22 protein-coding genes are annotated in these 23,609 nt (G+C 64.0%); 8 read left to right on the top strand and 14 right to left on the bottom strand.

What is annotated here, in order from left to right; all coding sequences use genetic code 11:
- Nucleotides 1–15: 15 nt before the first annotated feature.
- The 5 genes from PQR42_RS05660 to PQR42_RS05640 all read right to left on the bottom strand — a co-directional run bounded on the left by PQR42_RS05660 (nt 16) and on the right by PQR42_RS05640 (nt 4,215).
- Nucleotides 16–876 (bottom strand): helix-turn-helix domain-containing protein, encoded by an 861-nt coding sequence (locus tag PQR42_RS05660; protein ID WP_408382957.1) that lies wholly within the window; start codon nt 874–876, stop codon nt 16–18.
- Between the two features lie 119 nt (nt 877–995).
- Entirely contained in the window at nt 996–1,544 is a 549-nt protein-coding gene (locus tag PQR42_RS05655) for a carboxymuconolactone decarboxylase family protein (protein ID WP_408382955.1), read from the bottom strand.
- 187 nt (nt 1,545–1,731) lie between these two features.
- Nucleotides 1,732–2,952 (bottom strand): porin, encoded by a 1,221-nt coding sequence (locus PQR42_RS05650; RefSeq protein ID WP_408382953.1) that lies wholly within the window; start codon nt 2,950–2,952, stop codon nt 1,732–1,734.
- 83 nt (nt 2,953–3,035) lie between these two features.
- Entirely contained in the window at nt 3,036–3,578 is a 543-nt protein-coding gene (locus PQR42_RS05645) for a hypothetical protein (protein ID WP_408382952.1), read from the bottom strand.
- Between the two features lie 133 nt (nt 3,579–3,711).
- Nucleotides 3,712–4,215, bottom strand: coding sequence for a hypothetical protein (locus PQR42_RS05640; protein WP_408216603.1), 504 nt, complete (start codon nt 4,213–4,215; stop codon nt 3,712–3,714).
- Between PQR42_RS05640 and PQR42_RS05635 the strand changes: the two genes are divergently transcribed.
- Nucleotides 4,214–4,915 carry a GntR family transcriptional regulator gene (locus tag PQR42_RS05635; protein ID WP_408216606.1) on the top strand — a complete coding sequence of 234 codons (702 nt, stop codon included), beginning with the start codon at nt 4,214–4,216 and terminating at the stop codon, nt 4,913–4,915. The genes PQR42_RS05640 and PQR42_RS05635 overlap by 2 nt on opposite strands.
- Complete coding sequence (locus PQR42_RS05630; protein ID WP_408382951.1) at nt 4,912–6,219, top strand: LysR family transcriptional regulator; 1,308 nt, start codon at nt 4,912–4,914, stop codon at nt 6,217–6,219. Before PQR42_RS05635 ends, PQR42_RS05630 begins: the two co-directional genes overlap by 4 nt.
- A gap of 31 nt (nt 6,220–6,250) precedes the next feature.
- Here PQR42_RS05630 and PQR42_RS05625 read toward each other — a convergent pair whose 3' ends face one another.
- Nucleotides 6,251–7,126, bottom strand: coding sequence for a DUF1932 domain-containing protein (locus PQR42_RS05625; RefSeq protein WP_408382949.1), 876 nt, complete (start codon nt 7,124–7,126; stop codon nt 6,251–6,253).
- A 484-nt stretch (nt 7,127–7,610) separates the two neighbouring features.
- On the opposite strand from PQR42_RS05625, the gene PQR42_RS05620 reads away from it, so the two are divergent.
- Nucleotides 7,611–8,207, top strand: coding sequence for a putative pterin-binding protein (locus PQR42_RS05620; protein WP_408382947.1), 597 nt, complete (start codon nt 7,611–7,613; stop codon nt 8,205–8,207).
- A gap of 161 nt (nt 8,208–8,368) precedes the next feature.
- Here PQR42_RS05620 and PQR42_RS05615 read toward each other — a convergent pair whose 3' ends face one another.
- Nucleotides 8,369–10,513, bottom strand: coding sequence for a tetratricopeptide repeat protein (locus PQR42_RS05615; protein ID WP_408382945.1), 2,145 nt, complete (start codon nt 10,511–10,513; stop codon nt 8,369–8,371).
- Nucleotides 10,514–10,785: 272 nt separating this feature from the next.
- Between PQR42_RS05615 and PQR42_RS05610 the strand changes: the two genes are divergently transcribed.
- The 5 genes from PQR42_RS05610 (at nt 10,786) to PQR42_RS05590 (ending at nt 17,382) form a co-directional block, all read left to right on the top strand.
- Nucleotides 10,786–11,196 (top strand): DUF2946 domain-containing protein, encoded by a 411-nt coding sequence (locus PQR42_RS05610; RefSeq protein ID WP_408382943.1) that lies wholly within the window; start codon nt 10,786–10,788, stop codon nt 11,194–11,196.
- Nucleotides 11,197–11,278: 82 nt separating this feature from the next.
- A complete protein-coding gene (locus PQR42_RS05605; RefSeq protein WP_408382941.1) occupies nt 11,279–13,657 on the top strand; it encodes a TonB-dependent receptor in 2,379 nt (792 codons plus the stop codon).
- 81 nt (nt 13,658–13,738) lie between these two features.
- Nucleotides 13,739–15,304, top strand: a complete 1,566-nt coding sequence (locus PQR42_RS05600) for a PepSY-associated TM helix domain-containing protein (RefSeq protein WP_408382939.1) — start codon at nt 13,739–13,741, stop codon at nt 15,302–15,304.
- A 120-nt stretch (nt 15,305–15,424) separates the two neighbouring features.
- Nucleotides 15,425–16,219, top strand: a complete 795-nt coding sequence (locus PQR42_RS05595; protein WP_408382938.1) for a DeoR/GlpR family DNA-binding transcription regulator — start codon at nt 15,425–15,427, stop codon at nt 16,217–16,219.
- Entirely contained in the window at nt 16,216–17,382 is a 1,167-nt protein-coding gene (locus PQR42_RS05590) for an MFS transporter (RefSeq protein ID WP_408382935.1), read from the top strand. Before PQR42_RS05595 ends, PQR42_RS05590 begins: the two co-directional genes overlap by 4 nt.
- A gap of 65 nt (nt 17,383–17,447) precedes the next feature.
- Here PQR42_RS05590 and PQR42_RS05585 read toward each other — a convergent pair whose 3' ends face one another.
- From PQR42_RS05585 to PQR42_RS05555, 7 genes are read right to left on the bottom strand one after another with little or no spacing between them, the layout of a single operon-like run.
- Nucleotides 17,448–18,161, bottom strand: a complete 714-nt coding sequence (locus PQR42_RS05585; RefSeq protein ID WP_408216633.1) for a methyltransferase family protein — start codon at nt 18,159–18,161, stop codon at nt 17,448–17,450.
- Between the two features lie 7 nt (nt 18,162–18,168).
- Nucleotides 18,169–19,521 carry a vWA domain-containing protein gene (locus PQR42_RS05580; RefSeq protein ID WP_408382933.1) on the bottom strand — a complete coding sequence of 451 codons (1,353 nt, stop codon included), beginning with the start codon at nt 19,519–19,521 and terminating at the stop codon, nt 18,169–18,171.
- Between the two features lie 48 nt (nt 19,522–19,569).
- A complete protein-coding gene (locus tag PQR42_RS05575) occupies nt 19,570–20,199 on the bottom strand; it encodes a TadE/TadG family type IV pilus assembly protein (protein WP_408216639.1) in 630 nt (209 codons plus the stop codon).
- Nucleotide 20,200: 1 nt separating this feature from the next.
- Nucleotides 20,201–20,731 carry a TadE family protein gene (locus PQR42_RS05570; RefSeq protein WP_408382931.1) on the bottom strand — a complete coding sequence of 177 codons (531 nt, stop codon included), beginning with the start codon at nt 20,729–20,731 and terminating at the stop codon, nt 20,201–20,203.
- The gene (locus PQR42_RS05565) at nt 20,728–21,594 is read right to left on the bottom strand and encodes a sterol desaturase family protein (RefSeq protein WP_408216645.1); all 867 of its coding nucleotides are present in this window, start codon (nt 21,592–21,594) and stop codon (nt 20,728–20,730) included. The genes PQR42_RS05570 and PQR42_RS05565 overlap by 4 nt, the downstream gene beginning before the upstream one ends.
- A gap of 26 nt (nt 21,595–21,620) precedes the next feature.
- On the bottom strand, nt 21,621–22,577 hold the full coding sequence (locus tag PQR42_RS05560; protein ID WP_408382929.1) for a type II secretion system F family protein: 957 nt from the start codon (nt 22,575–22,577) through the stop codon (nt 21,621–21,623).
- 44 nt (nt 22,578–22,621) lie between these two features.
- Nucleotides 22,622–23,599 carry a type II secretion system F family protein gene (locus PQR42_RS05555; RefSeq protein ID WP_408216650.1) on the bottom strand — a complete coding sequence of 326 codons (978 nt, stop codon included), beginning with the start codon at nt 23,597–23,599 and terminating at the stop codon, nt 22,622–22,624.
- Between the last annotated feature and the right edge of the window lie 10 nt (nt 23,600–23,609).

Raw genomic sequence — 23,609 nt, 5'->3', positions numbered from 1 at the left:
CCACCGCCGCTTGATCTAGCGCTGCCGTTGCGACTGCGGCGCTAGATCAAGCATCTCCAGATGACGCGCTTCGGTTTCGTCGTCTGCGGGAAACATGCATTCGAGGCGCAGTTCCTGCGCCGCGATCGTTTGCGGCGTGCCCACGCTCGCGACCATCGAGAAATACTTCATGACGTGGCCGTCCTTGACGAAGCCGATCGGGATCACCGGCATGGCCGCCGATGCATCCGCGACCGACGGATGGCCCGGCTCGAAGCCCGTTTGCACATCCGGGTACGCACGCAACGCATCGAGCAACCCGCGCGTCCGGTCATCGATCACGCGTCCCACCGACTCGCGGTAGACCCGCTGAATCAGACTGTCCGCCACGGTCTGCCAGTCGGCCACGAACGGGCGCATGCCGTCCGGATCGAACACCAGATGCAGCATGTTGCGCGGCCCCTTGCGCGCCGCCATGTCGATGAAGCAATTGAAAAAGCGCGGCGCGGCGTCGTTGGTCATCAGCACGTTCCAGTAGCGGTCCATGATCAGCGCGGGAAACGGCTCATGCTGGCGCAGCATGCGTCCGAGCGCTTTCGTGACACTTTGCATTTCCTGCGCATTCCACGCGGCGTCGGCATACATCGGCGCATAGCCCGCGGCCAGCAGCAGCGTGTTGCGTTCGCGCAGCGGGATGTCGAGTGCCTGCGCGATATCCATCAGCATTTGACGGCTCGGCACGCTGCGTCCGCTTTCGATAAAGCTGATATGACGCTGCGAGACACCGGCATTGAACGACAGGTCCAGTTGGCTGATGCCACGTACGTCTCGCCAGTGACGCAACAGGACGCCGAGATCGTTCGGCGGGGCTTTTTTGACTGGGTTCGCAGAATTCATCGTGCTCTTGTCCGCAAAGTCGATACAGATGAAAGGTTCGGTGAGCGGCGAGCGCCGTTCAACCGAACCTCGCCGGTCAGCATACTCGCTTGTGCTGACCGCGCCTTCCCTTACGAGACTCAAGCCTCCCAGACATGGACCTGGAACTGCGGTTCCAGCGGCGGCTGCGTGATGCTGCCCACGTAGTTCGTGATCGTCGAGGCCGCCGCCACCGCGAGCACTTCCAGCACCTGATCGCGACGGAAACCGGCTTCGAGAAATGCGCCCACTTCACGCTCGTCGAGATGGCCGCGCTTCTCGATCGCGGTCTTCGTCAACGTGGAGAGCGCGGCATGTTGGCGGTCCGCAGGCGTGCGGCCTGCGCGAAGCGCTTGCACATCGGCGGGCGTGAGTCCCTCGTTCAGCGCCAATGCGGTGTGAAACGCGACCGCCCACGTGCATGCATTGGTGACCGCATTCGTCAACAGCAGCGTCTGGATCTGCGCTTCCGTGAACGTGCCCGAATGGACTTTCTGGAATAGTTGAATGAAGGCGCCGATCAGCACGGGCGATTCGGCCATGGTCCCCGCGATGTTGGGGATGAAGCCGAAAGTTTGCTGGAGTTGCTGCAATACCGGTCTGGATTGTTCCGGCGCGGAGTCGATGGTGTGAACCTGAAACGTCGACATGATGTGTCCTCGATAGTGAACGCGGTTCGGGATGAACTGCGCGACACCCGAAGACTAGGCGTGAGCGTGAGGCTCGCCAATTACCTCGCATGTAATAGGTTCGGCGCGCTGCGAATACATGCGCGCCGATAAAAAGGCCGGGGTGCGTCAGTGGCAACCCGGCCCGCGTCATCACAGCGGCGTCAAATCAGAACCGGTGAATAATCCCCACCCCCACCGCCACCTGACTACCCGACGAAGACGGCGTGGAGTTGTAGCCATCGCCGAGCGTCGCCGTGGCGTCGATGATCTGCCCCGCGCCATTGGTGCCCAGCGTCTTGCCCTTCGCCTTCTGATACGCCTCCAGCGCGTACAGACCCGTGCGCTTGGACAACGAGTAGTACTGGGAGAGGTTGAACTGGTGATATTGCGCGTTGTCGTCGATGCCGTTCGCGCGCGTCGCCCGCGTGTAGCTGTAGCCCGCGCCGAAATCCCAGGCAATCGCCAGCTTCCAGTGCAGCACCAGACCGCCGGTATTCCAGATCTCCGTATCGTGGAACTTCGAACCGGTGCCCGGAATGTACTGGACGTTCGAATACGTGGCCGTCACATCCCACGCGCTATTGAACGTGTAGCCGCCGCCAACCGCAAAACGCTGCTGTGCCTGCGCGGTCTGATAGCCGTTCGTCAGCGCGGAGACGCCGATCTGCGAGCCGCCGTTGGTGGTGGTCGAATCCGCGCCCCACGCCCCGCCGCCCGACGTCGAGTTGTTGATGCGCGAGAAGCCGACCGCGAGGCCCACCGGACCCATTGCATACTGCACCGCAGTCGACCACGTCGAGCCACGGTTCGTGCTGCCCGCGACACCGCCCAGCGAATACGAGCCGCTCGCCGTCAGGCCATAAAACTTCGGCGACGTGTACTCCAGCGTGTTGTTAGCACGGTAGATCGTGTCGAGGCCGTCGATATCGCCGGGGTGCGCGCCGTAATAGCCGGTGATCCAGGTGGTCGGGCTGTAGGGCGAGAGCAACTGGTAATACGACGCGTATTGCCGGCCCGCCGTGAAGGTACCGTACGCCGGGTTGGTCACGCCGACCCACGCCTGGCGGCCGAACATCGCATTGGTGTATTGCTGGCCGCCCGTCGCCGAATTGAAACCGGATTCGAGCTGGAAGATCGCCTTCGTGCCGCCGCCCAGGTCCTCGCCGCCCTTCAGGCCGAAGCGGCTGCCGGCCCACACGCCAGGCGTCATCTTGACATCTGATTTGCCGCCCCTGGTCGAACCGAGCGTCGACTGATTGTTGGTATACGACAGGCCGTTATCGACAATACCGTACAAAGTCACGCTGCTTTGAGCAAAAGCCGGGGTGGCGGCCGCGATCGCTGCGCCGAACAGCACGGCGTCGACACGTCTGATACTTTTTTTCATGCTCCATGATCTCCAATTGCTACGTCTCTTGTTGAAATACTTTTTGCTACCACCGTGGCGAGCGGGTCATCCAGGCCGTCGCGCTATTGCCCTTCGTTTTGCAGCCGCCGTTTCACCGTCAAGGCCAACGGCACCGTGAAGAAGATGTGCGACATGAATCCGCCGATGATCACAGCGGGGTCGTAATAGTTCGGGTGGTTATCGGAGGCGATCATGATCGCCACATGCATGGCGATCCACGCCAGCACCGCGTAGAACAACGCCACCAGCGTCGCTTCATATCCGCGTCGGCAGAAGTACGGCCAGATAACCGCGAACAGCACGCCCCAGGCGCTCGCGAACACGAAGTGAATCGCCGTGCCCACCACATACGCCCAGATCCCGAGCGACGCCTGCACCTCTTTGCCGAACACGAGGCCGGTCGCGTTACGGGGAATGCCCGCGAGCGGCATCATGTGTTGCGCGCCCACCCACACGAGCGCCTCGTAAATCCAGATGACCACCGCGCCGATCAATCCGCCGGCCACGCCGGCGCGAATCGTCGCCGCGCGGCTCGGCCATGCCGAACGAGGCGCCGACGAGTCCCTCGCGAGTTCCGTTCCGCTCACACTGAAATTGCCACCCATGTCTCTCTCCTTGTAACGCGTCTCACATCAGGGATGTCATACGGGCAGCAGCACGCGAGGTCTTGCGCGACGCTGCCGCCCTTTCTGGTATCGAGTTGGAAACCGCTTCAGAGACGGCGCAGGTCACGTGCGCTTACACGGCGTCGGACTCGGGCAAGCCGACATGTTTCATCGCGGCAAGACGCTGTGGTTCATGCACACATGCGACCTTCCGATGCCACCCATGATCCTTGCCATATCGTTGTCTTCCGATGCTTCCAGCTGCGCGAGACCGCTCGCCGATCGGATAAGCCGCCGCTACCGGCGAGGCAGCCTTCGCAACCCTCTTGGGATACAAAGATAAGAATCGCGCAGGCTTGCAGAAAGTGCGGGTTAACCTCATGCAAACCAGGGAAAATTGCCCAAAACGGTTTGGGTCGCCGCTCTCCGGCTTTCCGAGCGCCGCCGCGACCCGCGCGGCGCATGGCTTCGTCGGTATCCCGAGCATGCGCATCCGGTTCCAGCTCGCGTTCTCGCACAGCCGCTCGCAATAAACAAAACAGATGACCCTGAAACGAAGACGCAAGCCTCTCGAGAAGCGTGGTGTACCGCTGCGCGCATGGCTATACTTGACGGCGTCCAACGAGCCGATATCCATGAACGAGACCACCCAACAGGCGATTGTCCAGACCTTACGCGAGAAGATCCTGGCGGGCGAACTGTCGCCCGGCCAGCGCCTCGTGGAAGCGCAGCTCGCACAGTGGCTCGGCGTATCGCGCACGCCGCTGCGCTATGCGCTGAGCGTGTTGTCCTCGGAGGGGCTGTTGGACCGCTCCGGCGGGCGCGGTTATGTCGTGCGCCGCTTCAGCGTCAGGGACGTGCTGAACGGCATCGACGTGCGCGGCGTGCTCGAAGGACTGGCCGCGCGTTCAGTCGCGGAGAGCGGCGTGGGCCCGGCGCTGGTTGTATCGCTCGACGAGTGCCTGCGCGAAGGCGACGAGATCTTCAGCAAGGGCCATCTGGACCAGGGCGACGACGTGCGCTACGCCGCCATGAATGGGCGCTTTCATTCGCTCATCATCGAGGCCGCGCAAAACACGGCCGTGAGCGCGGCCTTGAGTCTGAACGACAAGATCCCGTTCGTCTCGCCCGCCACGGTCGCCTTCGACGAATCCGCCAGGGAGCGCCAGTTCATGATGCTCATGTACGCGCATCGCCAGCATCATGCGATTGCGGATGCGCTGAGGAAAGGTGAAGGCGCGCGCGTGGAAGCGTTGATGAAGGAACACACGCACATCTCGAAGGAAAGTTTGAACCTGTCGCTGCCCACACTGCATCTGATCGCGGGCGCGGCATGACGAGCGCCACCACGTCCTCCGTCAGCACCCCGGCGTCGGCCAGGACGTCGTCGTCCGCAAGCGGCAAGGAATTGCTCAACCTCGCGCAGTTGCGCGCGTTTCGACTCGTCGCCGACATGGGCAGCGCGACGCGCGCCGCCGCCGCGCTGTTTCGCGCGCAGTCGGCCGTCACGCGTTCCGTGCAGGAACTGGAGTCCGCGCTCGGCGAGCCGCTGTTCGACCGCGGCCCGTCGGGCATGTTGCCGACACCCGTGGGACGCGCCGTGCTGCAGCGTTGCGAACGGATTTTCGCGGAACTGGAAGAGCTCGCGCAATGGTGCGGCGCGCGGCAAGCGCGCCGCCGTCCCGCGGCGGAAGGCGCATTGCCGGCGTATCTGCTCAACACGCGGCGACTGCAACTGTTCGTGGCGCTGGCGCGGCACCGGCACATGCCGAGTGCCGCGAAAACCTTCGGCATCAGTCAGCCTGCCGTGAGCACCGCGATTCGCGTGCTCGAAAGCGGCTCGGGTCTGAGTCTGTTTCATCGAAGCCCGCGCGGCATTCTGCTCACCACCGAAGGCGAAACGTTTCTGCTGCACGTGCGCCGCGCATTGAACGAACTACGGCACGTGCCCGACGATATCGCAGCATTGCACGGCAAGATTCAAGGCTCGGTGACGGTTGGCGCGCTGCCGCTCGGCCGCACGCTGATCCTGCCCAAAGCGATCGCGCGCATGACCTCGGAAAATCCGGGCGTACGGGTCGTCACCGACGAAAGCAATTACGAGGCGCTCGTCGCGGGTCTGCGTGCCGGCGACATCGATTTCATTCTCGGCGCGCTGCGCGACAACGACGCCAGCAGCGGCCTGAAGAACGAGCGCCTGATGTCGGAAGACATGGTGGTGCTGGTGCGCCGCGATCATCCGCTCGCGCAGGCGCGCAACCTGACCATCATGGATTTGCGCGACGCGCAGTGGATCGTGCCGCGCAGCCACGCGCCGGCGCGCGCGCTGTTCGAAGCGCAATTCAAGCGCATGAAAGTGAAGCCGCCCATGCCCACGGTCGAAACCGCCGACCTCGCGGTGATTCGCGGCCTGCTGTTCGGCACGAATATGGCGGCCGCGCTATCGGCGCAGCAGTTGCATCACGAGGTGCAGTCCGGGCAACTGGTGGTGCTCGACGTGCAGTTGCACAACACCCGCCGTGAGATCGGCCTGACCGTGCGCGCGACGGGCACGCCCTCGCCTGCCGCGCGCGCGTTGATCGATGCGATTCGCCTCTCGGTGGTCGATGTCACACGCACGATCAACATCGCCGCGAATTAGTCGCGGTGGACGCGGGCGGCAGCCGAAACGCTTATTCCGGCAGTTTGTCGAAGAAGGCGCGCCAGTCGAATGGCGTGGCTAACGAGCCATAGTCGATCCCCCCTTCCTGCATCGCATCCACGACGTTGTCCTGCAAACGCGCACACGCGTCGCTCATGAATGGCGTGATGCCGGCCTCTTCCAACGTCTGCGAGACTTCGCGCATTTCCGCCGCGCGCCGCCGGCCGTGCTCCGCGACGCGGCTGATCAGATAGCCGGGCACGTCGGCGTCGTCGCGCATCTTCGTGAACGTTTCGGCCAGCGAGGCCAGCACGATCGACTCCGCGTCATAGTGCCGTGCGGCGCGCAGGCACTCCACCGTCAACGCTTCGATGCCTTTGATCATGACGCTGCGGCACATCTTCGCCGCCGACGCCACGCCGACCTTTTCCGACACGGCGCGCACCTTGAGGCCCAACGGCGTGAGCAAAGCCGCGACGCGCGCGGCCTCGGCGCCGCCCAGCAGCATCGGCACAGCGAGACCATAAGGCGGCACGGGCGCCATCACGGCGGCCTCCACATACAGTGCACCGGCGCCCTCGATGCAGGCTTGCGCGTGCTGCTTGGTGCCCGGCGAAACCGAGTTGATGTCGAGGTAGATTTGATCCGGTTCGATGCAGCTTGCGACGGCTTGCGCCACTTCGAGGTCGGCTTGCGCGGTCACCGCGGAGACGACGATCTGCGCGTGGTCGATGGCACTCGCCAGCGTATCGCCGACGCGAACGCCCGCAGCCTGCGCCTTTTCACGCAGCACGTCGCGCCGCAGGTCGAACATCGACACCTGCACGCCTTTCGCGGCCAGCGCCGAACCGAGTATTCCGCCGGCCTCGCCGAAGCCGACGAATGCGATGCGAGAAAGATCGTTCATGGCCGCGTTTCCCAAAGGGAAGCTTCGCGTGAACCCAATGCAACGCACGCGACCTTCGCACGATAGCCAGTCTGTTTGTGGAGAGTGATGACGCTACTTGCCCGCCGCACGAAACCTGCGCTATGCGCGCTCACCACCAGCATTGCCTTGCCTGTCATTTCCACCTCGCCAATGTTCGCCATGTGAGAGTCATCATTGTAGGATCCGACAGCGCGAGGGGAAGCACCGAAAGGGGCACAGTGTCATCCAATCTGTTTATCGGCGCCGCAAAACCGCGTCGCCTGCCCGATTTCCTCATCAACCTGCGAAGGGCCGCGCGTATTTCAACGCCGTGCAGCAAAAGGTACGGCCTACATCACGAACATAGGGATCAGCGCGATATATCAAGCATGGCCGCGACACAGTCGGCGGCAATTGCCCGACAATAGGGGCCGCGACGATCTGGCCGAACGCGTCGTCCCTCTCATCGTCCGGAGACCACGCAATGAATAAACGCCACTTCCTGACCAGCGCCGCGCTGCTGAGCGCGACGGCTGCGCCTGCATTCGGGAGCCAGCGCGTCCGGAAAGAAGCCTGTGCGGCATCGCCCGTCGTCCTGACGATCACCGGCGCGATCAAGCGCCACAATCGCGGCGCGCTCGATCCCGCGTTCGACCAGTTGCTCGCCAAGCATCAGGTGAAGTTTTCGGAAGCGTACGGCGTCGATTTCGCCTCGCTCGCCGGGATGCCGGCTGTGACGATCAAGCCCACTACCGAATACGATTCCCGTCAGCACACCTTGAGCGGCCCGCTGCTCACTAACGTATTCGAACATGTCGGCGCACCCAGCGCGGGCAGCACGCAAATCGTCATGCACGCGGTGGACGGCTACGCGGTCGCGACGACGCTCGACAAGGTACGCGCCTATCAATTCATCGTGGCGACGCAAATGGACGGCAAGCCGCTGCCGCTCGGCGGCGTCGGTCCGCTATGGGCCACCTACGACGCGGACAATATCCCGGAGTTGTCGAGCAAGCCGCTCAAGGACCGCTTCGAACTGTCACCGTGGGGCCTCTATCACCTGCAGGTCACGGAGGCTTAAGGCTAACTGAGGGCACGCCGCCGGCCAGGTTCAACGCTCGCCCGGCGGCAAGAATTCCATCTGCTCTTCGACATACAGCGCGGTTACTCGGCCACGCAATCGAAATCACCGAAAGCCGTTTTCACACATCGACGCAATCGGCCCGCAAGCGCGCCGCGCGATCAAGTAAGCGTGCGCCCCGCCGCGCCGAATCGTTCGACGCACGCCTGCCGCACCCGCTCGACCGGCATCGACCAATCCTCACCCGGCGTGCGGCGGAACAGACGCAGCGTGTGCGGATACCACGGCGAATCGCTGCGATCGTGTAGCCAGCGCCAGTCGATATCTTTTTCCGGCAGCATCACCCAGCACGGCTTGCCGAGCGATGCGGCCAGATGCCCGGTGGATGTGTCCACGCAAATCACCAGATCGAGTTGCGCGATGATCGCCGCGCTGTCCGCGAAATCCGTCACGGCCGAGCCGAGATCGAGCAGCGGTTGATCGGCGGGCGGATGGCGCGCCTCGTCCTCGCCGCGTCCTTTCTGCAAACTCACGAAGCTCAGGCCGGGCACGCTCCAGAGCGGCGCGAGCATGGCGAGCGAAGGGATCGAGCGGTTCACATCGTTATGATGGTTCGCGTTGCCCTTCCACACCAGGCCGATCTTGCGGCCCGGCGGCAGCGCGTCCAATAACGGACGCCACCGCTCGACCAGCGCCGGCTCGGCCGCTAGACGCACAGCGCGCGGAATCGTGTCCATGCTAGTGCGCAGATGCAGCGGCGCGCTCAGCAAGCTCATCCAGCAATCGTAAGTGGACGCCTGTGCGCGCGCGGTGTCGTGATCGAGCACGGCATCGACGCCGTCGACGCATGCCATCAGCCTGTGCAGCGACGGTGCGCACGCAAAGGCGATATGCGCGGCGCCCTGCGCTTTCAGCAAGGCGAAATAACGGCTGAACTGAATCATGTCGCCGAGGCCGTCTTCCTGCCACACGAGCAGGGACTTGCCGGCGAGCGTATCGCCTTGCCACTGTGGGCACTGAAGCATCGATGCCGTCTTGTGATGGACGAAACCGGGCTGCTCGTAGCGGCACTCGTACAGACGCCAGCCCTCTTCGAAGCGGCCCATGCCGAGCAGCAGCACAGCGAGGCCGAATTTCGCATCGCCGTAATCGGCACGTAAAGCGAGCGCCCGGCGATACGCGCTTTCTGCCTCGGGCAGTTGCATGAGTTGCGCCCGCGCCGCGCCGAGGTTGTAATGCGCCTCCGCCATGTCGGAACACACGCTGAGCGCCTGCTCGAAAGCGTCGACCGCCGCCGGCAGTCGATCGAGCCGGCGCAGCACGCACCCCAGGTTGTTGTGCGCATGGACGAGCTCGGGCCGCAGGCGAATCGCTTCGCGGTAAGCCGATTCGGCCTCGAACAGATGCTCGAGTTTGCACAGCGTCACGCCGAGGTTGTAGTGCGCTTCGGCGTAGTCGGGGCGTTGCGCGATGGCTTCGCGATAAGCCGCTTCGGCTTCGGGCAAACGTTCGAAATCGGCAAGCACGGTGCCGAGATTCAGGAGGGCTTCCGCGTAATCCGGACGAATGGAGAGTGCAAGGCGGAAAGCCAGTTCGGCTTCGGTGAGACGAAACGTCGCCTTCAGCACGCCACCGAGGTTGTTGAGCGCCTCCGGATACTGCGGCCGGATGGTCAGCGCCTCGCGGTAGGCGGCGTCCGCTTCGGCGAGACGGCCGAGTTCCATCAGCACGTTGCCCAGATTGTTATGGGCTTCGGCGTGACCTGGCAATCCTGGCAGCGCCTGGCGGAACGCCGCTTCCGCTTCTCGCAGGCGGCGCAGCTCGTGCAGCACGATGCCGCGGTTATAGTGGGCTTCGGCGTAGTCGGGGCGAATCGCCAGCGCCTCACGATACGACGCCTCCGCCTCCGCCTTGTAGCCGAGCCCGTAGAGCACGGCGCCGAGTTGATTGCGGGCGTCGGCGTGGCCGGGCCGTAGTGCGACCAGTCGCCGGTACATCGCCTTGGCCGCCGACAGGCGCCCGAGCGACTTGAGCAGCATGCCGAGACTGCCGTACACCTCGGCATAGCCGGGTTTGAGTTGCAGACAGCGACGCCAATGGCTTTCCGCATCCGCGGGACGCTGCAAGGCGAACGAACAGGCCCCGGCGATATTCAACGCGTCGGCGAGGGCGTCGCCCGGCATCGCATCGCCGTCGACGAGCGGCGTCACCATCGACAAAGCCTCGGCGAATTGTCCGGCCGAGAACAACGAGACGGCCTGCTGGTTGATATAGTCGATCGAGGATGCGAGCTGCGTGTGGTTCATGAGTCGTGGTAACTGAAGGCGGCGATGAGCCGGCCGGGTCGATCGCATGTGCCGCGCCGTAACCGGCGCTTCGGCTGCCGGACCTGGCGTGCCGAAGCCTGGGTGCGGACGGGAAAGCGGAACATGTACCACGCAGCTTACGTGAATCGGCGCGCCTGTAACGCGGCGAAATGAGCGGCTTTCGGCCTTCTAATCCCACGCTATAACCGGCATTACGCGAGAAAAGACGGCGCGGCAATGTTAGAATCGCCCGCGTCCTTACGCCTACCATCATGATTCCACGCTCCCGCAACCGCATGACCGCATGGCTTGGCCTGTTCGCCATGTGGCTCGTCGTGTTCGCGCCGGTCGTGAGTCAGATGCTGGTGTCGAACAGCGCGCACGAGCCCATCGCCGCGCTCTGTTCGGCGCTGCAGCCGCGCGATTTCAGCGTGGTAAGCACGGCGAGCGTGACGGCCCAGCCCGCCCCGGCGCCGGTCCATCTGAGCCATGACGACGCGTTCGGTGCGTGCGGCTACTGTCATCTGCTCCAGCACCACGTCGCCATGCCGACGCTCGCCGCGGCCGAGCCTCCCGCCGCCCTCGCGCTTGCCGGCACCGCGCCGCCCACACTCTCCACCCGCTTCACGCCGCTCGGCGCCTTTCCGTCCGGCCGTCCTAGAGCACCGCCTGTCGTTTCCTGATCGCTATCGGTCCTGATCGCGCATTCGTCGCACCCGTCGAGGGCGCGCGCGATCGCCTATTCCCTGCATCAAGGAAACGTTCATGCTCAACTTCGCCCTGCGAAGGCTGCGCTCCTGCGCCCGCCGTGGCGCGCGTGGCTTCTCGCGTCGACGGCTGTCCCGGCCGTTTTTGTCCGCTTATCTGCCGGCCATCGTTCCGGCGTTCGTGCCGGCTTTAGCGACCTTGCCCGCTCATGCGCAGAGCGCGAGCGCCGAAGCCGCACTGCCCGCCATCAGCGTCAGCGCGAATGCGGCCGCCGCACCTCGCGCCGTCGATCCGAACCTGCCGGCCTCGGTCGAAACCGTCACCCGCGAACAGTTCGACAACTGGAACGTCGTCAACACCGAAGACGTGCTGAAGTACATGCCGAACCTCGCCGTGCGCAAGCGCTTTATCGGCGACCTGAATTCGATCATCGCCGTGCGCGGCACCAGCAACTCGCAAAGCGCGCGAGGTCTGGTCTACGCGGACGGTCTGCTGCTCAGCAATCTGCTCGGCAACAGCTACTCGTTTCCGCCGCGCTGGTCGATGGTGTTTCCCGACGAGATCCAGCAAGTCGATGTGATCTACGGGCCGTTTTCCGCGCTCTATCCGGGCAATTCGCTCGGCGCGACCGTGCTCATCAGCACACGCATGCCGAAACAGTTCGAAGCAACCGCGGACGTCAAGGGCTTCACCCAGCACTTCAGCCTGTTCGGCGTGAACCAGAATTTCAACGGCAGCGAAGCGAGTGCGACGCTCGGCGACCGCATCGGCAAGTTCTCGTTTCTGCTCGGCGTGAATCACCTGGAAAACACCAGCCAGCCGCTGCAATTCGCCACACTCGCCAAGTCCAGCACACCCGCCAAAGCCGGCGACACACCGGTCACCGGCGCGTACTTCTACAACAACCAGACCAACACGCCGACGGCGGTGCTCGGCGTGAACGGCGAAGGCATCGAACACACGGTGCAGGACCAGTTCAAGCTGAAGATGCAGTACGACTTCACGCCGACATTGCAGGCCGGCTTCACACTCGGCTACTGGCATCAGACCTATAACAGCCAGACCTCGAGCTTTCTGCGCGATGCGAACGGCAATCCGGTCTACAGCGGCAAAGTCGCGATCGACGGCTACGAGTACACGATTCCCGCCGCCGCACTCGCGCCGAGTCTAGGACATAGCGAGAACTGGCTCTATGGCCTGTCGCTGAAAACGCGCAATGCCACCGGCTGGAATGGCGAGGCGATCGCTTCGTACTACGACGTCGGCAATAGCGTGGCACGCACCGCGAATTCCGGCGTGCCGGGCAACGGACCCGGCACCGTGATCTTCGGCGACGGCGCCGGCTGGAAAACGCTCGATCTGCGCGGCACCTATACGCCCGCGACGAACCAGCCAGGGCTCGCGAATCACGCGCTGAGCTTCGGCTATCACTACGACAACTACTTCCTCGACAACGAGAGTTACAACACGCTGAACTGGCGCGACGGCGCGGCCACGTCGTTCGCCAATGCGTTCGCCGGCAAGACACAGACCCAGGCGCTCTACGCGCAGGACGCCTGGCGCTTTCTGCCGCGCTGGAAGCTCGTGTACGGCGTGCGGTATGAAGACTGGCAGGCCTATGGCGGCTCGCAGTCGCTGGGCGGCACGACGCTGCCGTATAGCGACGCGAGCCAGCAGCATTTCTCGCCGAAAGCCTCCTTGTCGTTCGACGTCACCGACGATCTGACCTTGCGCGCGTCCATCGGCCGCGCCTATCGCTTTCCGACGGTCAGCGAGTTGTTTCAAGGGCAGATCAACGGCTCCGCGATCGTCAACAACAATCCGAACCTGAAGCCCGAAGACGATCTCTCGAAGGAACTCACCGCCGAATGGGCGCACTGGAACGGCGTGTTCCGCTTCTCGCTGTTTCAGGACGACGTGAAGAACACGATCTTCAGCCAGACCGATACGACCGTGATTCCCAACGTGACGAACTTCCAGAATATCGGCAAGGTCCGCTCGCGCGGCGTGGAAACGAGCTACTCGGGAGAGAACGTGCTGGTGCACGGCCTGGACCTGCTGGCGAGCGTGGCCTATACGCAGTCGAAGATCATCGCCAACGCGCAGAACCCGGCCACGGTCGGCAAATACTTCTACCGGATTCCGCTGTGGCGCGTGGATCTCGCCGCGACGTATCACTTCGACGAACGCGCGGCACTCACGCTTGCCGCGCGCTATTCGGGCCGTCAGTACAACACGCTCACCAACACCGACACGAATCCTGATGTGTTCGGCGGCACCAGTTCGTACACGGTGGCCGACGCGAAATTCACCTACAAGCCGACCAAGCTGAGTGAAGTCGGCATCGGCGTCGACAACCTGTTCGATGCCCGCTACTTCGTCTACCACCCGTATCCCGGCCGCACGTTCTACGTGGAAGCGAAGCTGCGCATGTGAGCGTGCTGAACGTACCGCAGTCGCGTGCGCATCCACGCTATTCGAACCGATCGATTCTTTTTTTCGCTTCAGGAGGATTTCATGTCCACCACCGCTCCCACCGACGCTCGGAGAATCACGCCAGCGACCACGGCGGTCCATCCGGGCTACCGGACGCTCTGGCGCTGGCATTTTTATGCGGGCCTCTTCGTGATGCCGTTTCTGGTCGTGCTGGCGATCACCGGCACGCTGTATTGCTTCCAGCCGCAAATCGAGCCGCTGCTTTATCCGCAGCGCCTGATCGTCGCGCCGCAAGCCGTACCGAGGCTGCCCGAAGATACGCTGCTGGCGAGAGCGCGTGCGGCCATGCCGCCGGATGCTGTCGCAGTGACCGCGATCGTCGCGAGCGCGCCGGAGCGCAGCGCCGAATTCATCTTCCGTCTCGCGGACGGCGATAAGCAGAGCGTCTATGTGAACCCCTATACCGGCGCGGTGCTGGGCATGCTGAGCGTCGAACGCCGCTTCATGCAGGTGGACCGGATGCTTCATCGCAAGCTGTTGCTCGGCAAGCCCGGCGAGTTGCTGATGGAACTCGCGGCATGCTGGACGCTCGTGATGATCGGCACCGGCGTCGCGCTGTGGTGGCCACGCGAGAAAACCACGGCACGTGCGGCGCTGTTGCCGCGCTTCTCGCTGAAGGGACGCGCGCTGTGGAAAAACGTCCACGCCGTGATGGGCATCTGGCTCGCGCTCGGCGCACTCGCGTTCGTATTGACGGGATTGCCGTGGACGGGTTCGTGGGGCAAGCAGTTCAAGGCGCTCGCGACCGCCGCCAATCTCGGCGCGCCGCCGGGTTCGTGGGGTGGTTTGCCGTTGCGATCTGCAATGCCAGGAAAGAGCGGCGCGCAGCTCACTGCGGCGGATACGCACGCGGAAAACGCGGCTGACGATGAACACGCCGAACACAACGGCCACGGCGCGCACGCGGGCAGCATGGAATCGATGCCCGGCATGGTGATGGACGACTTGCCTCTGCCGCTCACGCCCTGGGCCGTCGGCAACACACGCGTGCCCAACTCCAACGCCAACCGCACTTCCGTCTCCGACGAGCCAAACGCCGCGCACCCGCTGCCGCTCGGACGCGTCGTCGCACTGACCGCCTCGCTCGGCGTGACGGACGGCTACAACATCGTGTTGCCTGGTTCCGCGACCGGCGTCTACACCGTCTCGTACTTCCCGGACGATCCGAAAAAAGAACGCACGCTGTACATCGACCAATACAGCGGCGCGACCCTGAAGGACATCCGCTATGGCGATTACGGCGCGGTGTCGAAGGCCGTGTCGTACGGCACGTCGCTGCATATGGGCCGTTATTTCGGCGTCGCCAACCAGATTCTCTGCGCCGCGATTTCGTTAGGACTGGCGGCGATGGCCGTCACCGGCTGCGTGATGTGGTGGAAGCGGCGGCCGCAACGCTCGCTCGGCGCGCCATTGCGCGAACGTGCCGCGCCGCCGATGCGCGGCTGGAAAACCGGCCTCGTGCTGCTCGGCATCGTGTTTCCGTTGATGGGCGCCACGCTGCTCGCGGTGTGGCTCGCGGACCGCGCGATTTTCGGCCGCGGTTCGCGGCGCGCCCGGGTCGTCCAGACGGAGGCTGCGGAACAGTGAGCCGGCCAGCGTTTCCGCGGGGCCGGACCTAGGCTCCCAGAAAACACGTTGCAGCTCTTGATCGTTTACGCTACATTTTGCTCGATTATGAGCGTTTCATAGACCGAGCAAGGTGAAGACATGCAACGAACGCGACAGGAAGCCATCGACGGGCTGCTGCCCGAGCAACGCGAACAGCTGATTCTGGAGCGGCTGCGGGTGCACGGGCGCGTGCTGGCGTCGGCGCTCGCGGCGGAACTCCAGACCTCGGAGCACACGGTGCGCCGCCATCTGCGCGATCTCGCCGATCAAGGCCATTGCAAGCGCGTCTACGGCGGCGCCCTGCTGATCTCACCGGCCGACAAACCTGCGTCGGTGCGCATGGGTGAGGCCGTGGATCGCAAGGCCTGTCTTGCCGCCGCCGCGGTGTCGATCGTCCGCTCGAAGCAGATCATCCTTCTGGATGCGGGTTCGACGAACGTCGCGATTGCCGAGGCGCTGCCCGACAACGCGGACCTGACCGTCGTGACGAATTCGCCCGAGGCCGCCGCTCGTCTCTTGAACCGGCCGGGATTCGAGGTGATGCTCGTCGGCGGACGGATCGCGCGCGGCGCGGCGGGCTCGCTCGGCGCGACCGCCTTGCTGCAGATCCAGCAGATCCGCGCCGACCTCTGTTTCCTCGGCGCCTGCGCACTCGATCCGGACGAAGGCGTCGCCGCCTTCGACGCTGAAGATGCCGAGCTCAAACGGGCGATGCTCAAGGCAAGCGGCCAGATCGCCATCGCCATGACCTCGGAAAAGCTGATGACGGCGGCGCCGTTTTCGGTGGCGCCCGCTTCCGCCGTCGACTACCTGTTCGTCGAAGCCGACGTGAGCGCCGCGCGCCTTACGAGCCTCGAAGCCGTCTGCGACAACGTGATGGTGGCCCGCTCATGACATCTTCCGCTGCTTCCCCTATCAAACCGGTCAAGGAGCGCGTCGCGACCTTGGGCGTGTTTCTCGCCAACGGCTTCGGCATCGGCGCCTGGGCCGTCGAAGTCCCGCGCATCAAGGAGAGCCTGGCGCTGGGCGACGCCGCGCTCGGCATCGCGCTGTTCGCCTTCGCGCTCGGCGCCATTGTCGCGATGCCGCTGGCGGGACAGCTGGCGCCGCGCTTCGGCAGTGGCCGCGTCACCGCGCTGCTCGGCGCGGCATTCGTCATCGCGCTGCCGCTGCCGGCCTTCGCGCCCGGCATGGCTGCGCTGTGCATCGTGCTGTTTCTGCTCGGCGCAGCGAACGGCGCACTCGACGTCTCCATGAACGGCCACGCCAGCACGATCGAAACGCAGTGGCATGCGCCGATCATGTCGTCGTTTCATGCGGCCTGGAGCGCGGGCGGCCTGCTCGGCGCCGCCACGGGCGCGATGCTGCAAAAGAGCGGTGTTGGGGTGATCGGCGGCCTGTTGATACCGGACCTGTTTATCGCCGTTCTGATCGTCGCTGCCGCGGTGCTTGCGTTGCGTGATCTCGGTCCGAGAGCGGCTGCCGCATCGAGCGGCCTGGCGTGGCCCTCGTCCGCCGTGATGAAGCTCGCGATGCTCGCGTTCCTCTGCATGCTGGTGGAAGGCGCGGTCGCCGACTGGAGCGCCGTGTATCTGCGCTCGGCGTTGAACCGGGAGGCGAGCGTCGCCGCGATCGGCTATTCCGCGTTCGCGTTCTCGATGGCGGCGTGCCGCATCGTCGGCGATGTGTCCGTGCGTCGTTTCGGTTCGAGCAAGGTCGTGGCGCTGGGCGGTCTGGTCGCGGTGGCCGGGCTTGCGCTCGTGCTGAGCTGGCCGACGGTCTTCACCGCTTGCGTGGGCTTCGCGATGGTCGGCGTCGGCCTCGCGAATATCGTTCCGGTGATTTTCAGCGCGGCGGGCCGCTCGACACTCACGCCGGCAACCGGCGTGTCGATGGCCGCCACCTTCGGTTATGCGGGCTTCCTGGTCGGGCCGCCGTTGATCGGTCTCGGCGCGGGCCTGCTCGGCCTGCGCGTTGCGTTGTGCGTGCTTGTCATGGCGACGTTGGTCGTCTGTCTGGTCGGCGGCAAGGCGGTGCGCAGCGCGCGGCTTGCTTAGGGCCTGTTCACGCGGATAACGGGCTTGCGCTGGCCGCCAGATGGCCGAGCGCAAGGATTGCGGCCCTAGAAGATGCCCGGAATCACGCGATAACGCACGCGGCCCTTGTAGGTCCGATAACCTTCGTCCGCCGAGAGAAGCTGTTCCTCGCGCACGATACGCCCGATCTGCAACGCGAACTGGCAGCCGTACACCAGCAGGTTTTGCAGACCGAAGTTCACCAGCAGAAAGCCGATGTCGATTATGAAGTAGCCGAGGTACATCGGATGGCGCACGAAGCGATAGGCACCGCGCGATACGACGCCGCGGTTGGCCGGCAAGATGCCGAACGAGCGGCGCAGCGACGCCTTGGCGAACAGTTGCCAGAAGATGCCCAGCAGTTGCAGCGCCGCGCCGACGGTCTCCGGCACGAGCTGCGCGCCGGGTGCGAGACGCACGGCGAGGAAATAGTACGTGCCGCCCATCGAACAAAAGAAGGCGAACGGCCGCCAGTCGCGTTTCATCGGTACCCGCGTGAAGAGCGACAAGCCCACCGTGAAGCACGCGGCGACTACGAGTAATAACAGCGTGATACGCGACGGCTGCGTGCGCCATTCCGCGATCGCGGCATAGGCGAACAGGCTCAGCATGAGCGCGGCGCCCAGGCGCGCAGCCACTTCCACGAGCGCGTGGCGCAGGCCGCCTTCGCCGGCCGCGGAGGCGGACGTGGTGCTCGATACCGAAGCGCCTTGCGGGCTGACGGCGAGTGGCAGGTCTTGCAAAGGTGTCGTCGGTGTCATGGCGCGCTCACTTGGAAATACGAAGGATTTGCGAAGCCAGTTGCGAAAAGCACGGCTTCAGATCCGCCGGCGTCGCGGCGTAGCAATACACGCCGACCGGCTGTTTTGAGTTGTAGCAGCGCGAGGGCGAATCGGCGGTGTTCGCCATGCACTTGAGCACGTCCTGGCCTATTTCATTGTCCGGACCGGCGGGCTGCACCAGTTCGGGTCCGTACCCGAGCGTGAACACGTAGGTGCCTTCGGCACGCGCCGCCGCGGCCATCGCTTCGAGCAGGTTGCGCGACGCGCGGTTGACGTTCACATACGTGATGTCGCCGTTCGGCACGGCGCGCGGCGCGGTCACGGGCCAGATCGGGAAGACCTGTTCGTTCTTGTTATGCGCGTTGTACCAGTTCGGCATGGCCGTCACGAGCTTGGTCACGTTGCTCTGGTAGCAGGGCGAGCCGAGCGTCTGGTTGAGCGAATTCATGTTGTAAAGCCCGGACATCGTGCCCGCGCTGTCCGGGCTCGCGATCGTGCCTGCCGTGTTGTTGCAGCCGCTCTGATTGGTCGTGAAGAACGAAGAGAAACTGTTTGGCGCGCCGTCCGAGAAGAACACGATCACCCGCAAGCTGGACGGCTGCGTGATCACCGTATTCAACTGGTTGCGCGCGTTCCAGATCGCTTCGGCCGAATTGGTGCTGCCATTGAACGAGTATTTTTTGATGTCGGCGGTCATCGTCGCGCGATCGAAACCGCGCGTATTGCCTTTGAACGGCACGTCGACCACGGTGCCATAGGCGAAGTGCATCAGCGCCACACGGTCGTTGGTCACATCGAAATTATTGAGGAAGGCCACCGCGTTCGAGCGTACCGCGGCCGGCACGCCGGAAGTGTTCAGCGAGCCCGTGGTATCGATCACGAACGCCATGTCCAGCGTCTTGCGAATCGCCTGCGAACTCGCGCTCACATTCAGCACGTTGAATCCAAGTACTTTCGTGAAAGTAACCGGCACGCTCGCCTGCGCGGTCATGCCGATGGTCACCGTGCCGGCATTGAACACGATCGACGGCGTACCCGCCGCCACGCTGGAGCCGAGAAAACCCGCCGGATAGTTCGCCGCGAAGAATGCCGTTGCCGCCTGCTGCGCGTTATTGGTCTGCTCCGTCTGATTGCTGCCGCGCGTGACGGCTTCGCCGGCTGCGATCACCGCGCCGTCGGTGGCGGCATCGAGGCGCGCCTTGATCATGTAGCCGAGACCGGAATCCACCGCGAGACCGAGAATCCCCAGCAACGCGATCAGCGACACCGCCACGATAATGCTGACCGATCCCCTCTGCCGTCTTCTGAATGCCGCTGTTGTTTTCGCTGTTGTTGTCATTACTACCCCCGGTCCTGCATTTTTTATTTGGCTCGGCTTTTCGCCGGGTCAGAACACTGTCATTGCATAGAGATTCGGCGAGAGCGCGGGCGTCTGGATGCCGGCGCCCAGTTTCAGCGAACCGATCAGCGGTGTTTGCAGATAGAACGCCTCGACCACATAGGCGATCTGGCCGTCGGAGAGCTTGCCTTGCAGGAGGTTCACTACCGGCGACGTCTTCCCCGCCGCCGGAATGCCGCTGCAACTGCCGGTGTTGTCGGTCGCCCAGCGCGTGCCGCTGTTGCCGCAATTCCACAACTGGCTCGCCGGATAGTAATTGCCGCCGTTCCAGCGATACTGCGCGACCACCACGCCCGTGCAGTTGTTGCCGCTGCTGTCGCAGTTGTTGTTGCCCATGATCTCGGTGATATAGATCATGCCGTGAGCGGTCATGTTCAGCGGCGGCGTGGTCGCGGTGAGCGAGGACATGATGGTCTGCATCGGAAACGTGAGCGACGCGCGCGAGGACAGACTCGCGCCTTCGCGGCTCACGTTGATCAGAATCATCTGCGCCTGGATGTTGCGCGCAATGTCGTACACCGGCAGCGCGAGCGCCACCAGCATCGGCAGCAACAACGCCATTTCCACACTGACGATGCCTTTGGACGCGCGGCGGCTTCGCAAGGAACGTGTTCGCATGTCAGAAGCCCTCGTTGCGCATCGTCGCCGCGACGCTGAAGCCGAAATTGCCGTTGGCGAAGAACGGCTTGACCAGCGGCGTGAGAAGCGGCCAGATGCAGTTGATCTGCAGCACCACGATGTCACCGGGATTGCCGAACATACCGGTGCTGTAACTCGTCTGCGTGTTGTAGGTCTGGCTCGCGCCATTGATGGTGATCACGTAACTCGGCGAGACGAGCGAATAGAGACCCATCGAGCTGTTCTTGATCTCCTGCACGACAGCCAGATAACGTTGCTGGTTGGTCGCGTTCGGGTCGAGGTTGGTCTGCCCCGTCACCGAATAACGCGCGCCTTCCCTCACGGCGTATTGCATGGTCAGATTGACCCACAGCGCGATGCCGAGATCCATGGCGATGCACAGCAGCAAAAACAGCAGCGGCGCGACCAACGCGAACTCGACCGTGGCGACGCCGCGCTGCTTGCATGTAGGTCCGCGCTTGCCCGCGCGCGCCTTTGCGTCAAAGGTAGCCTTCCGGCGAGTGGCTTTCATTTCGTCTCCTTGTCCAGCACCGGCACGGTCTTGCCGCCGAGCGCCGCGCCACGTTCGGCGTGCGCGCGCAGCGGCCAGCAGAACGCTTCCAGCAGCGAGCGAGGTTGCGCGCCGTCGTCGAGACCGGTGGCCGGCCACTCCTCTCTGGCCGGCACCCACTGGGTGTCGAACAGGTGATCCCACAGCGGCAGCAGTTGCGTGAAGTTATGGTCGAAGTGCTCGGGGCGGTTCGAATGATGCAGGCGGTGATATTGCGGATTGTTGATCCACGTGATGTAGCGGCCGAGGTCCACGCGCAGGTTCATATGCGCGAAGTAATTGCCGAACATGAACACGATCGAAGTCGAGGCGACAATCCACGGTTCGACCTTGAACAGCACGCCGACGAGCGGATAGAGCAGACAGCCCCTGATGAGGGATTCGATCCAGTGGTGCCGCCACGTGACCGTGATATTGAATTCGACCGCGCTATGGTGCAGCGAGTGCAGCTTCCACAGCACGGGCCACGTGTGCTGCAGGCGGTGAAACGCATACTCGAGCACGTCGATGGTCAACAGCACGATCACGAACGAAGCCAACGCGCCCAACCCGTGCGAGTTCAGAACCACCAGGCCGCCGCCGAGCGCATTCACGATCGCGATACTCGCCGCCGCCGTCAGCGGCTTCAGCGCTTCCACGATCGCCAGATACACGCCCGCGTAGGCGACGTTGAAACGCTGTCCGGCGCGCGATTGCAACATCGCGGCGGGCCAACGCCGTTCCAGCGCCGCGCCCGCGGCCATCATCACCAGTCCGAGCGCGTACATGCGCAACCACAGGCTTGCGTGTTGCAGGAGGTCAGGAAACGGGCTGGATGCGAACATGGGGTTCCCCGGTGAATGCCTGGCGTTCAACCGCCCGTCATGCTGTTGATGGCTGGGAACAGCTGGCGCACGATCTGGATCGCCGACGGACCGATCAGTACTGTCAGCAGCGTCGGAAAGATAAAGAACATCAGCGGAAACAGGAGCTTCAAGGCGATCTTGGCAGCCTGCTCTTCCGCGCGCAAGCGTCGCTTGGTGCGCAGGTTGTCGGTATAAACACGGAGCGAGTCGCCCACGCTGGTGCCGAAGCGGTCCGCCTGGATCAGCATCGCGGCGAGCGTGTCGATATCTTCCACGCCGGTGCGCAGTGACAGGTTGCGCAAGGCCTTGTCGCGCCCCGAGCCGGCGCGCAGTTCCAGCAGCACCATGTCGAATTCGTCTTTGAGCGCGTGGCTCTTCACGCCGATTTCCTGGGTGACGCGCATCATCGCCGCGTCGAGGCCGAGGCCCGCTTCCACGCATACGGTCATCAGATCGAGCGCATCGGGCAAATCTTCGAACAGCTTACGTTGACGGCTTTCCACGAGGCGCGTCATCACGAGATTCGGCAGATAGAAGCCGAGCGCCGAAGCGGATAGCACCGTCAGCAGCAGATAGATGCGCTCGTCGGCTTCGAAGGCATTGCCGAAAAAGATCAGCGCGACGGCCGGCAGCGCGAGCGCCAGCACCGTCTTGGTGGCGAAATAGACCGCCGGCGCGGACGGTGTGCGGATGCCCGCGTTCGCGAAGCGCAGACGCAGCGCCGACTTGTCCCAGTCCTCTTTCGGCAGCGACAATTTGGCGACCCGCTCGGACATCTTCGTGACGGTCTCGACCCAGCTCTTCTGCGCGCCGGCGTCGGCTTCACTGGCGACGCCCGGCTGACCGAGTTCCTCGATGCGCCGTTGCACAGGATCGGGGCGCAGCAGCGTCATCGCCTTCAGCGCCGCGCCGAACACGATCAGGAACATCACCCCCAGCAGCACGATCTGTTCTATTTTCATGGTCTGCGGGCCGGGCCCGCGCTCCTCGTGTCGAAAGCGGTGGTCTAGATATGGATGCGCACGACTTTGCGCATCCACAAGATGCCGAACAGCATCATCGTGATCGCCACACCGGCGAGCTGCACGCCGGCCGGGTCCTTCCAGAACACGCTGATGTAACCCGGATTGAGCAACGTCAGCAGTCCCAGAAGCGCGAACGGCAATATGGCGAGCACCCAGGCCGACAAGCGCCCTTCCGCCGACAACACGCGCACCTTGCCGAGCAGCTTGAGCCGCTCGCGAATGATCCCCGCGATGGAGCCGAGAATCTCCGCCAGATTGCCGCCCGCCTCGCGCTGGATCAGCACGGCGATCACGAAGTAGCGCAGGTCCTCGACCGGTACGCGGTTCACCATGTTCAGGAGCGCGTCGTTCATCGAGACGCCGTAGTTGATCTCGTCGAACACCAGCGCGAACTCGCCGCCGAGCGGTTCGGGCAGCTCCTGGCCGACCATGCCGAGCGCGGCCGGAAAGGAGTGCCCGGCGCGCAGTGCGCGGGCGATCAGATCGGCCGCGTCGGGCAACTGGCGCTCGAGTTGCCGCACGCGTTTGGTGCGCTTGCGGCGCAGAACCATGGTCGGCAGCAGGCTGGCCACGGCGGCGAACACACCCAACACCAACGCGGGCGCGTGCAGCACGAAGCCTGCAAAGGCGCCCGCAACCGCGCACAGCAACGTGTAAGTGATGAAGCGCGCCACCGACCACTTCAGCCCGGACTGCTGCAACTGACGGTCGAGCGCATGCACACGCGGCATGCGCAGCAGCAGGTTCGTGACGAACGGCGATTCGCTCAACATGCGCTGCTTGAGGATCGAGAGCTGTTGGCTGCTCACATTGCCACCCGCGGACAGCGCGCGAATGCGCTCATCCATGCGCTTGACGCCGGTGCCGTGGTGGCTGCTCCAGAACAGATAGACGGCCTCGATGGCCAGCACGACCGCGAGAAACGCGAGCACCGCAAAGCCGATAAACGACGTGTTCATGTCCCTCTCC

The sequence above is a fragment of the Paraburkholderia sediminicola genome, assembly GCF_046027355.1.
Lineage (GTDB): Bacteria > Pseudomonadota > Gammaproteobacteria > Burkholderiales > Burkholderiaceae > Paraburkholderia > Paraburkholderia sediminicola_B.
Note: the sequence above shows the minus strand (reverse complement) of the source record. Positions and strands in the feature narration are given on the sequence as shown.

What these genes read in the sequence shown, in the direction of transcription:
- PQR42_RS05645 (WP_408382952.1), bottom strand. Translation starts at nt 3,578, where the DNA reads ATGGGTGGCAATTTCAGTGTGAGCGGAACGGAACTCGCGAGGGACTCG.
- PQR42_RS05570 (WP_408382931.1), bottom strand. Translation starts at nt 20,731, where the DNA reads ATGAAAGCCACTCGCCGGAAGGCTACCTTTGACGCAAAGGCGCGCGCG.
- PQR42_RS05635 (WP_408216606.1), top strand. Translation starts at nt 4,214, where the DNA reads ATGAACGAGACCACCCAACAGGCGATTGTCCAGACCTTACGCGAGAAG.
- PQR42_RS05605 (WP_408382941.1), top strand. Translation starts at nt 11,279, where the DNA reads ATGCTCAACTTCGCCCTGCGAAGGCTGCGCTCCTGCGCCCGCCGTGGC.
- PQR42_RS05615 (WP_408382945.1), bottom strand. Translation starts at nt 10,513, where the DNA reads ATGAACCACACGCAGCTCGCATCCTCGATCGACTATATCAACCAGCAG.
- PQR42_RS05655 (WP_408382955.1), bottom strand. Translation starts at nt 1,544, where the DNA reads ATGTCGACGTTTCAGGTTCACACCATCGACTCCGCGCCGGAACAATCC.
- PQR42_RS05600 (WP_408382939.1), top strand. Translation starts at nt 13,739, where the DNA reads ATGTCCACCACCGCTCCCACCGACGCTCGGAGAATCACGCCAGCGACC.
- PQR42_RS05625 (WP_408382949.1), bottom strand. Translation starts at nt 7,126, where the DNA reads ATGAACGATCTTTCTCGCATCGCATTCGTCGGCTTCGGCGAGGCCGGC.
- PQR42_RS05565 (WP_408216645.1), bottom strand. Translation starts at nt 21,594, where the DNA reads ATGTTCGCATCCAGCCCGTTTCCTGACCTCCTGCAACACGCAAGCCTG.
- PQR42_RS05580 (WP_408382933.1), bottom strand. Translation starts at nt 19,521, where the DNA reads ATGACAACAACAGCGAAAACAACAGCGGCATTCAGAAGACGGCAGAGG.
- PQR42_RS05585 (WP_408216633.1), bottom strand. Translation starts at nt 18,161, where the DNA reads ATGACACCGACGACACCTTTGCAAGACCTGCCACTCGCCGTCAGCCCG.
- PQR42_RS05560 (WP_408382929.1), bottom strand. Translation starts at nt 22,577, where the DNA reads ATGAAAATAGAACAGATCGTGCTGCTGGGGGTGATGTTCCTGATCGTG.
- PQR42_RS05575 (WP_408216639.1), bottom strand. Translation starts at nt 20,199, where the DNA reads ATGCGAACACGTTCCTTGCGAAGCCGCCGCGCGTCCAAAGGCATCGTC.
- PQR42_RS05660 (WP_408382957.1), bottom strand. Translation starts at nt 876, where the DNA reads ATGAATTCTGCGAACCCAGTCAAAAAAGCCCCGCCGAACGATCTCGGC.
- PQR42_RS05590 (WP_408382935.1), top strand. Translation starts at nt 16,216, where the DNA reads ATGACATCTTCCGCTGCTTCCCCTATCAAACCGGTCAAGGAGCGCGTC.
- PQR42_RS05555 (WP_408216650.1), bottom strand. Translation starts at nt 23,599, where the DNA reads ATGAACACGTCGTTTATCGGCTTTGCGGTGCTCGCGTTTCTCGCGGTC.
- PQR42_RS05650 (WP_408382953.1), bottom strand. Translation starts at nt 2,952, where the DNA reads ATGAAAAAAAGTATCAGACGTGTCGACGCCGTGCTGTTCGGCGCAGCG.
- PQR42_RS05620 (WP_408382947.1), top strand. Translation starts at nt 7,611, where the DNA reads ATGAATAAACGCCACTTCCTGACCAGCGCCGCGCTGCTGAGCGCGACG.
- PQR42_RS05595 (WP_408382938.1), top strand. Translation starts at nt 15,425, where the DNA reads ATGCAACGAACGCGACAGGAAGCCATCGACGGGCTGCTGCCCGAGCAA.
- PQR42_RS05640 (WP_408216603.1), bottom strand. Translation starts at nt 4,215, where the DNA reads ATGGATATCGGCTCGTTGGACGCCGTCAAGTATAGCCATGCGCGCAGC.
- PQR42_RS05630 (WP_408382951.1), top strand. Translation starts at nt 4,912, where the DNA reads ATGACGAGCGCCACCACGTCCTCCGTCAGCACCCCGGCGTCGGCCAGG.
- PQR42_RS05610 (WP_408382943.1), top strand. Translation starts at nt 10,786, where the DNA reads ATGATTCCACGCTCCCGCAACCGCATGACCGCATGGCTTGGCCTGTTC.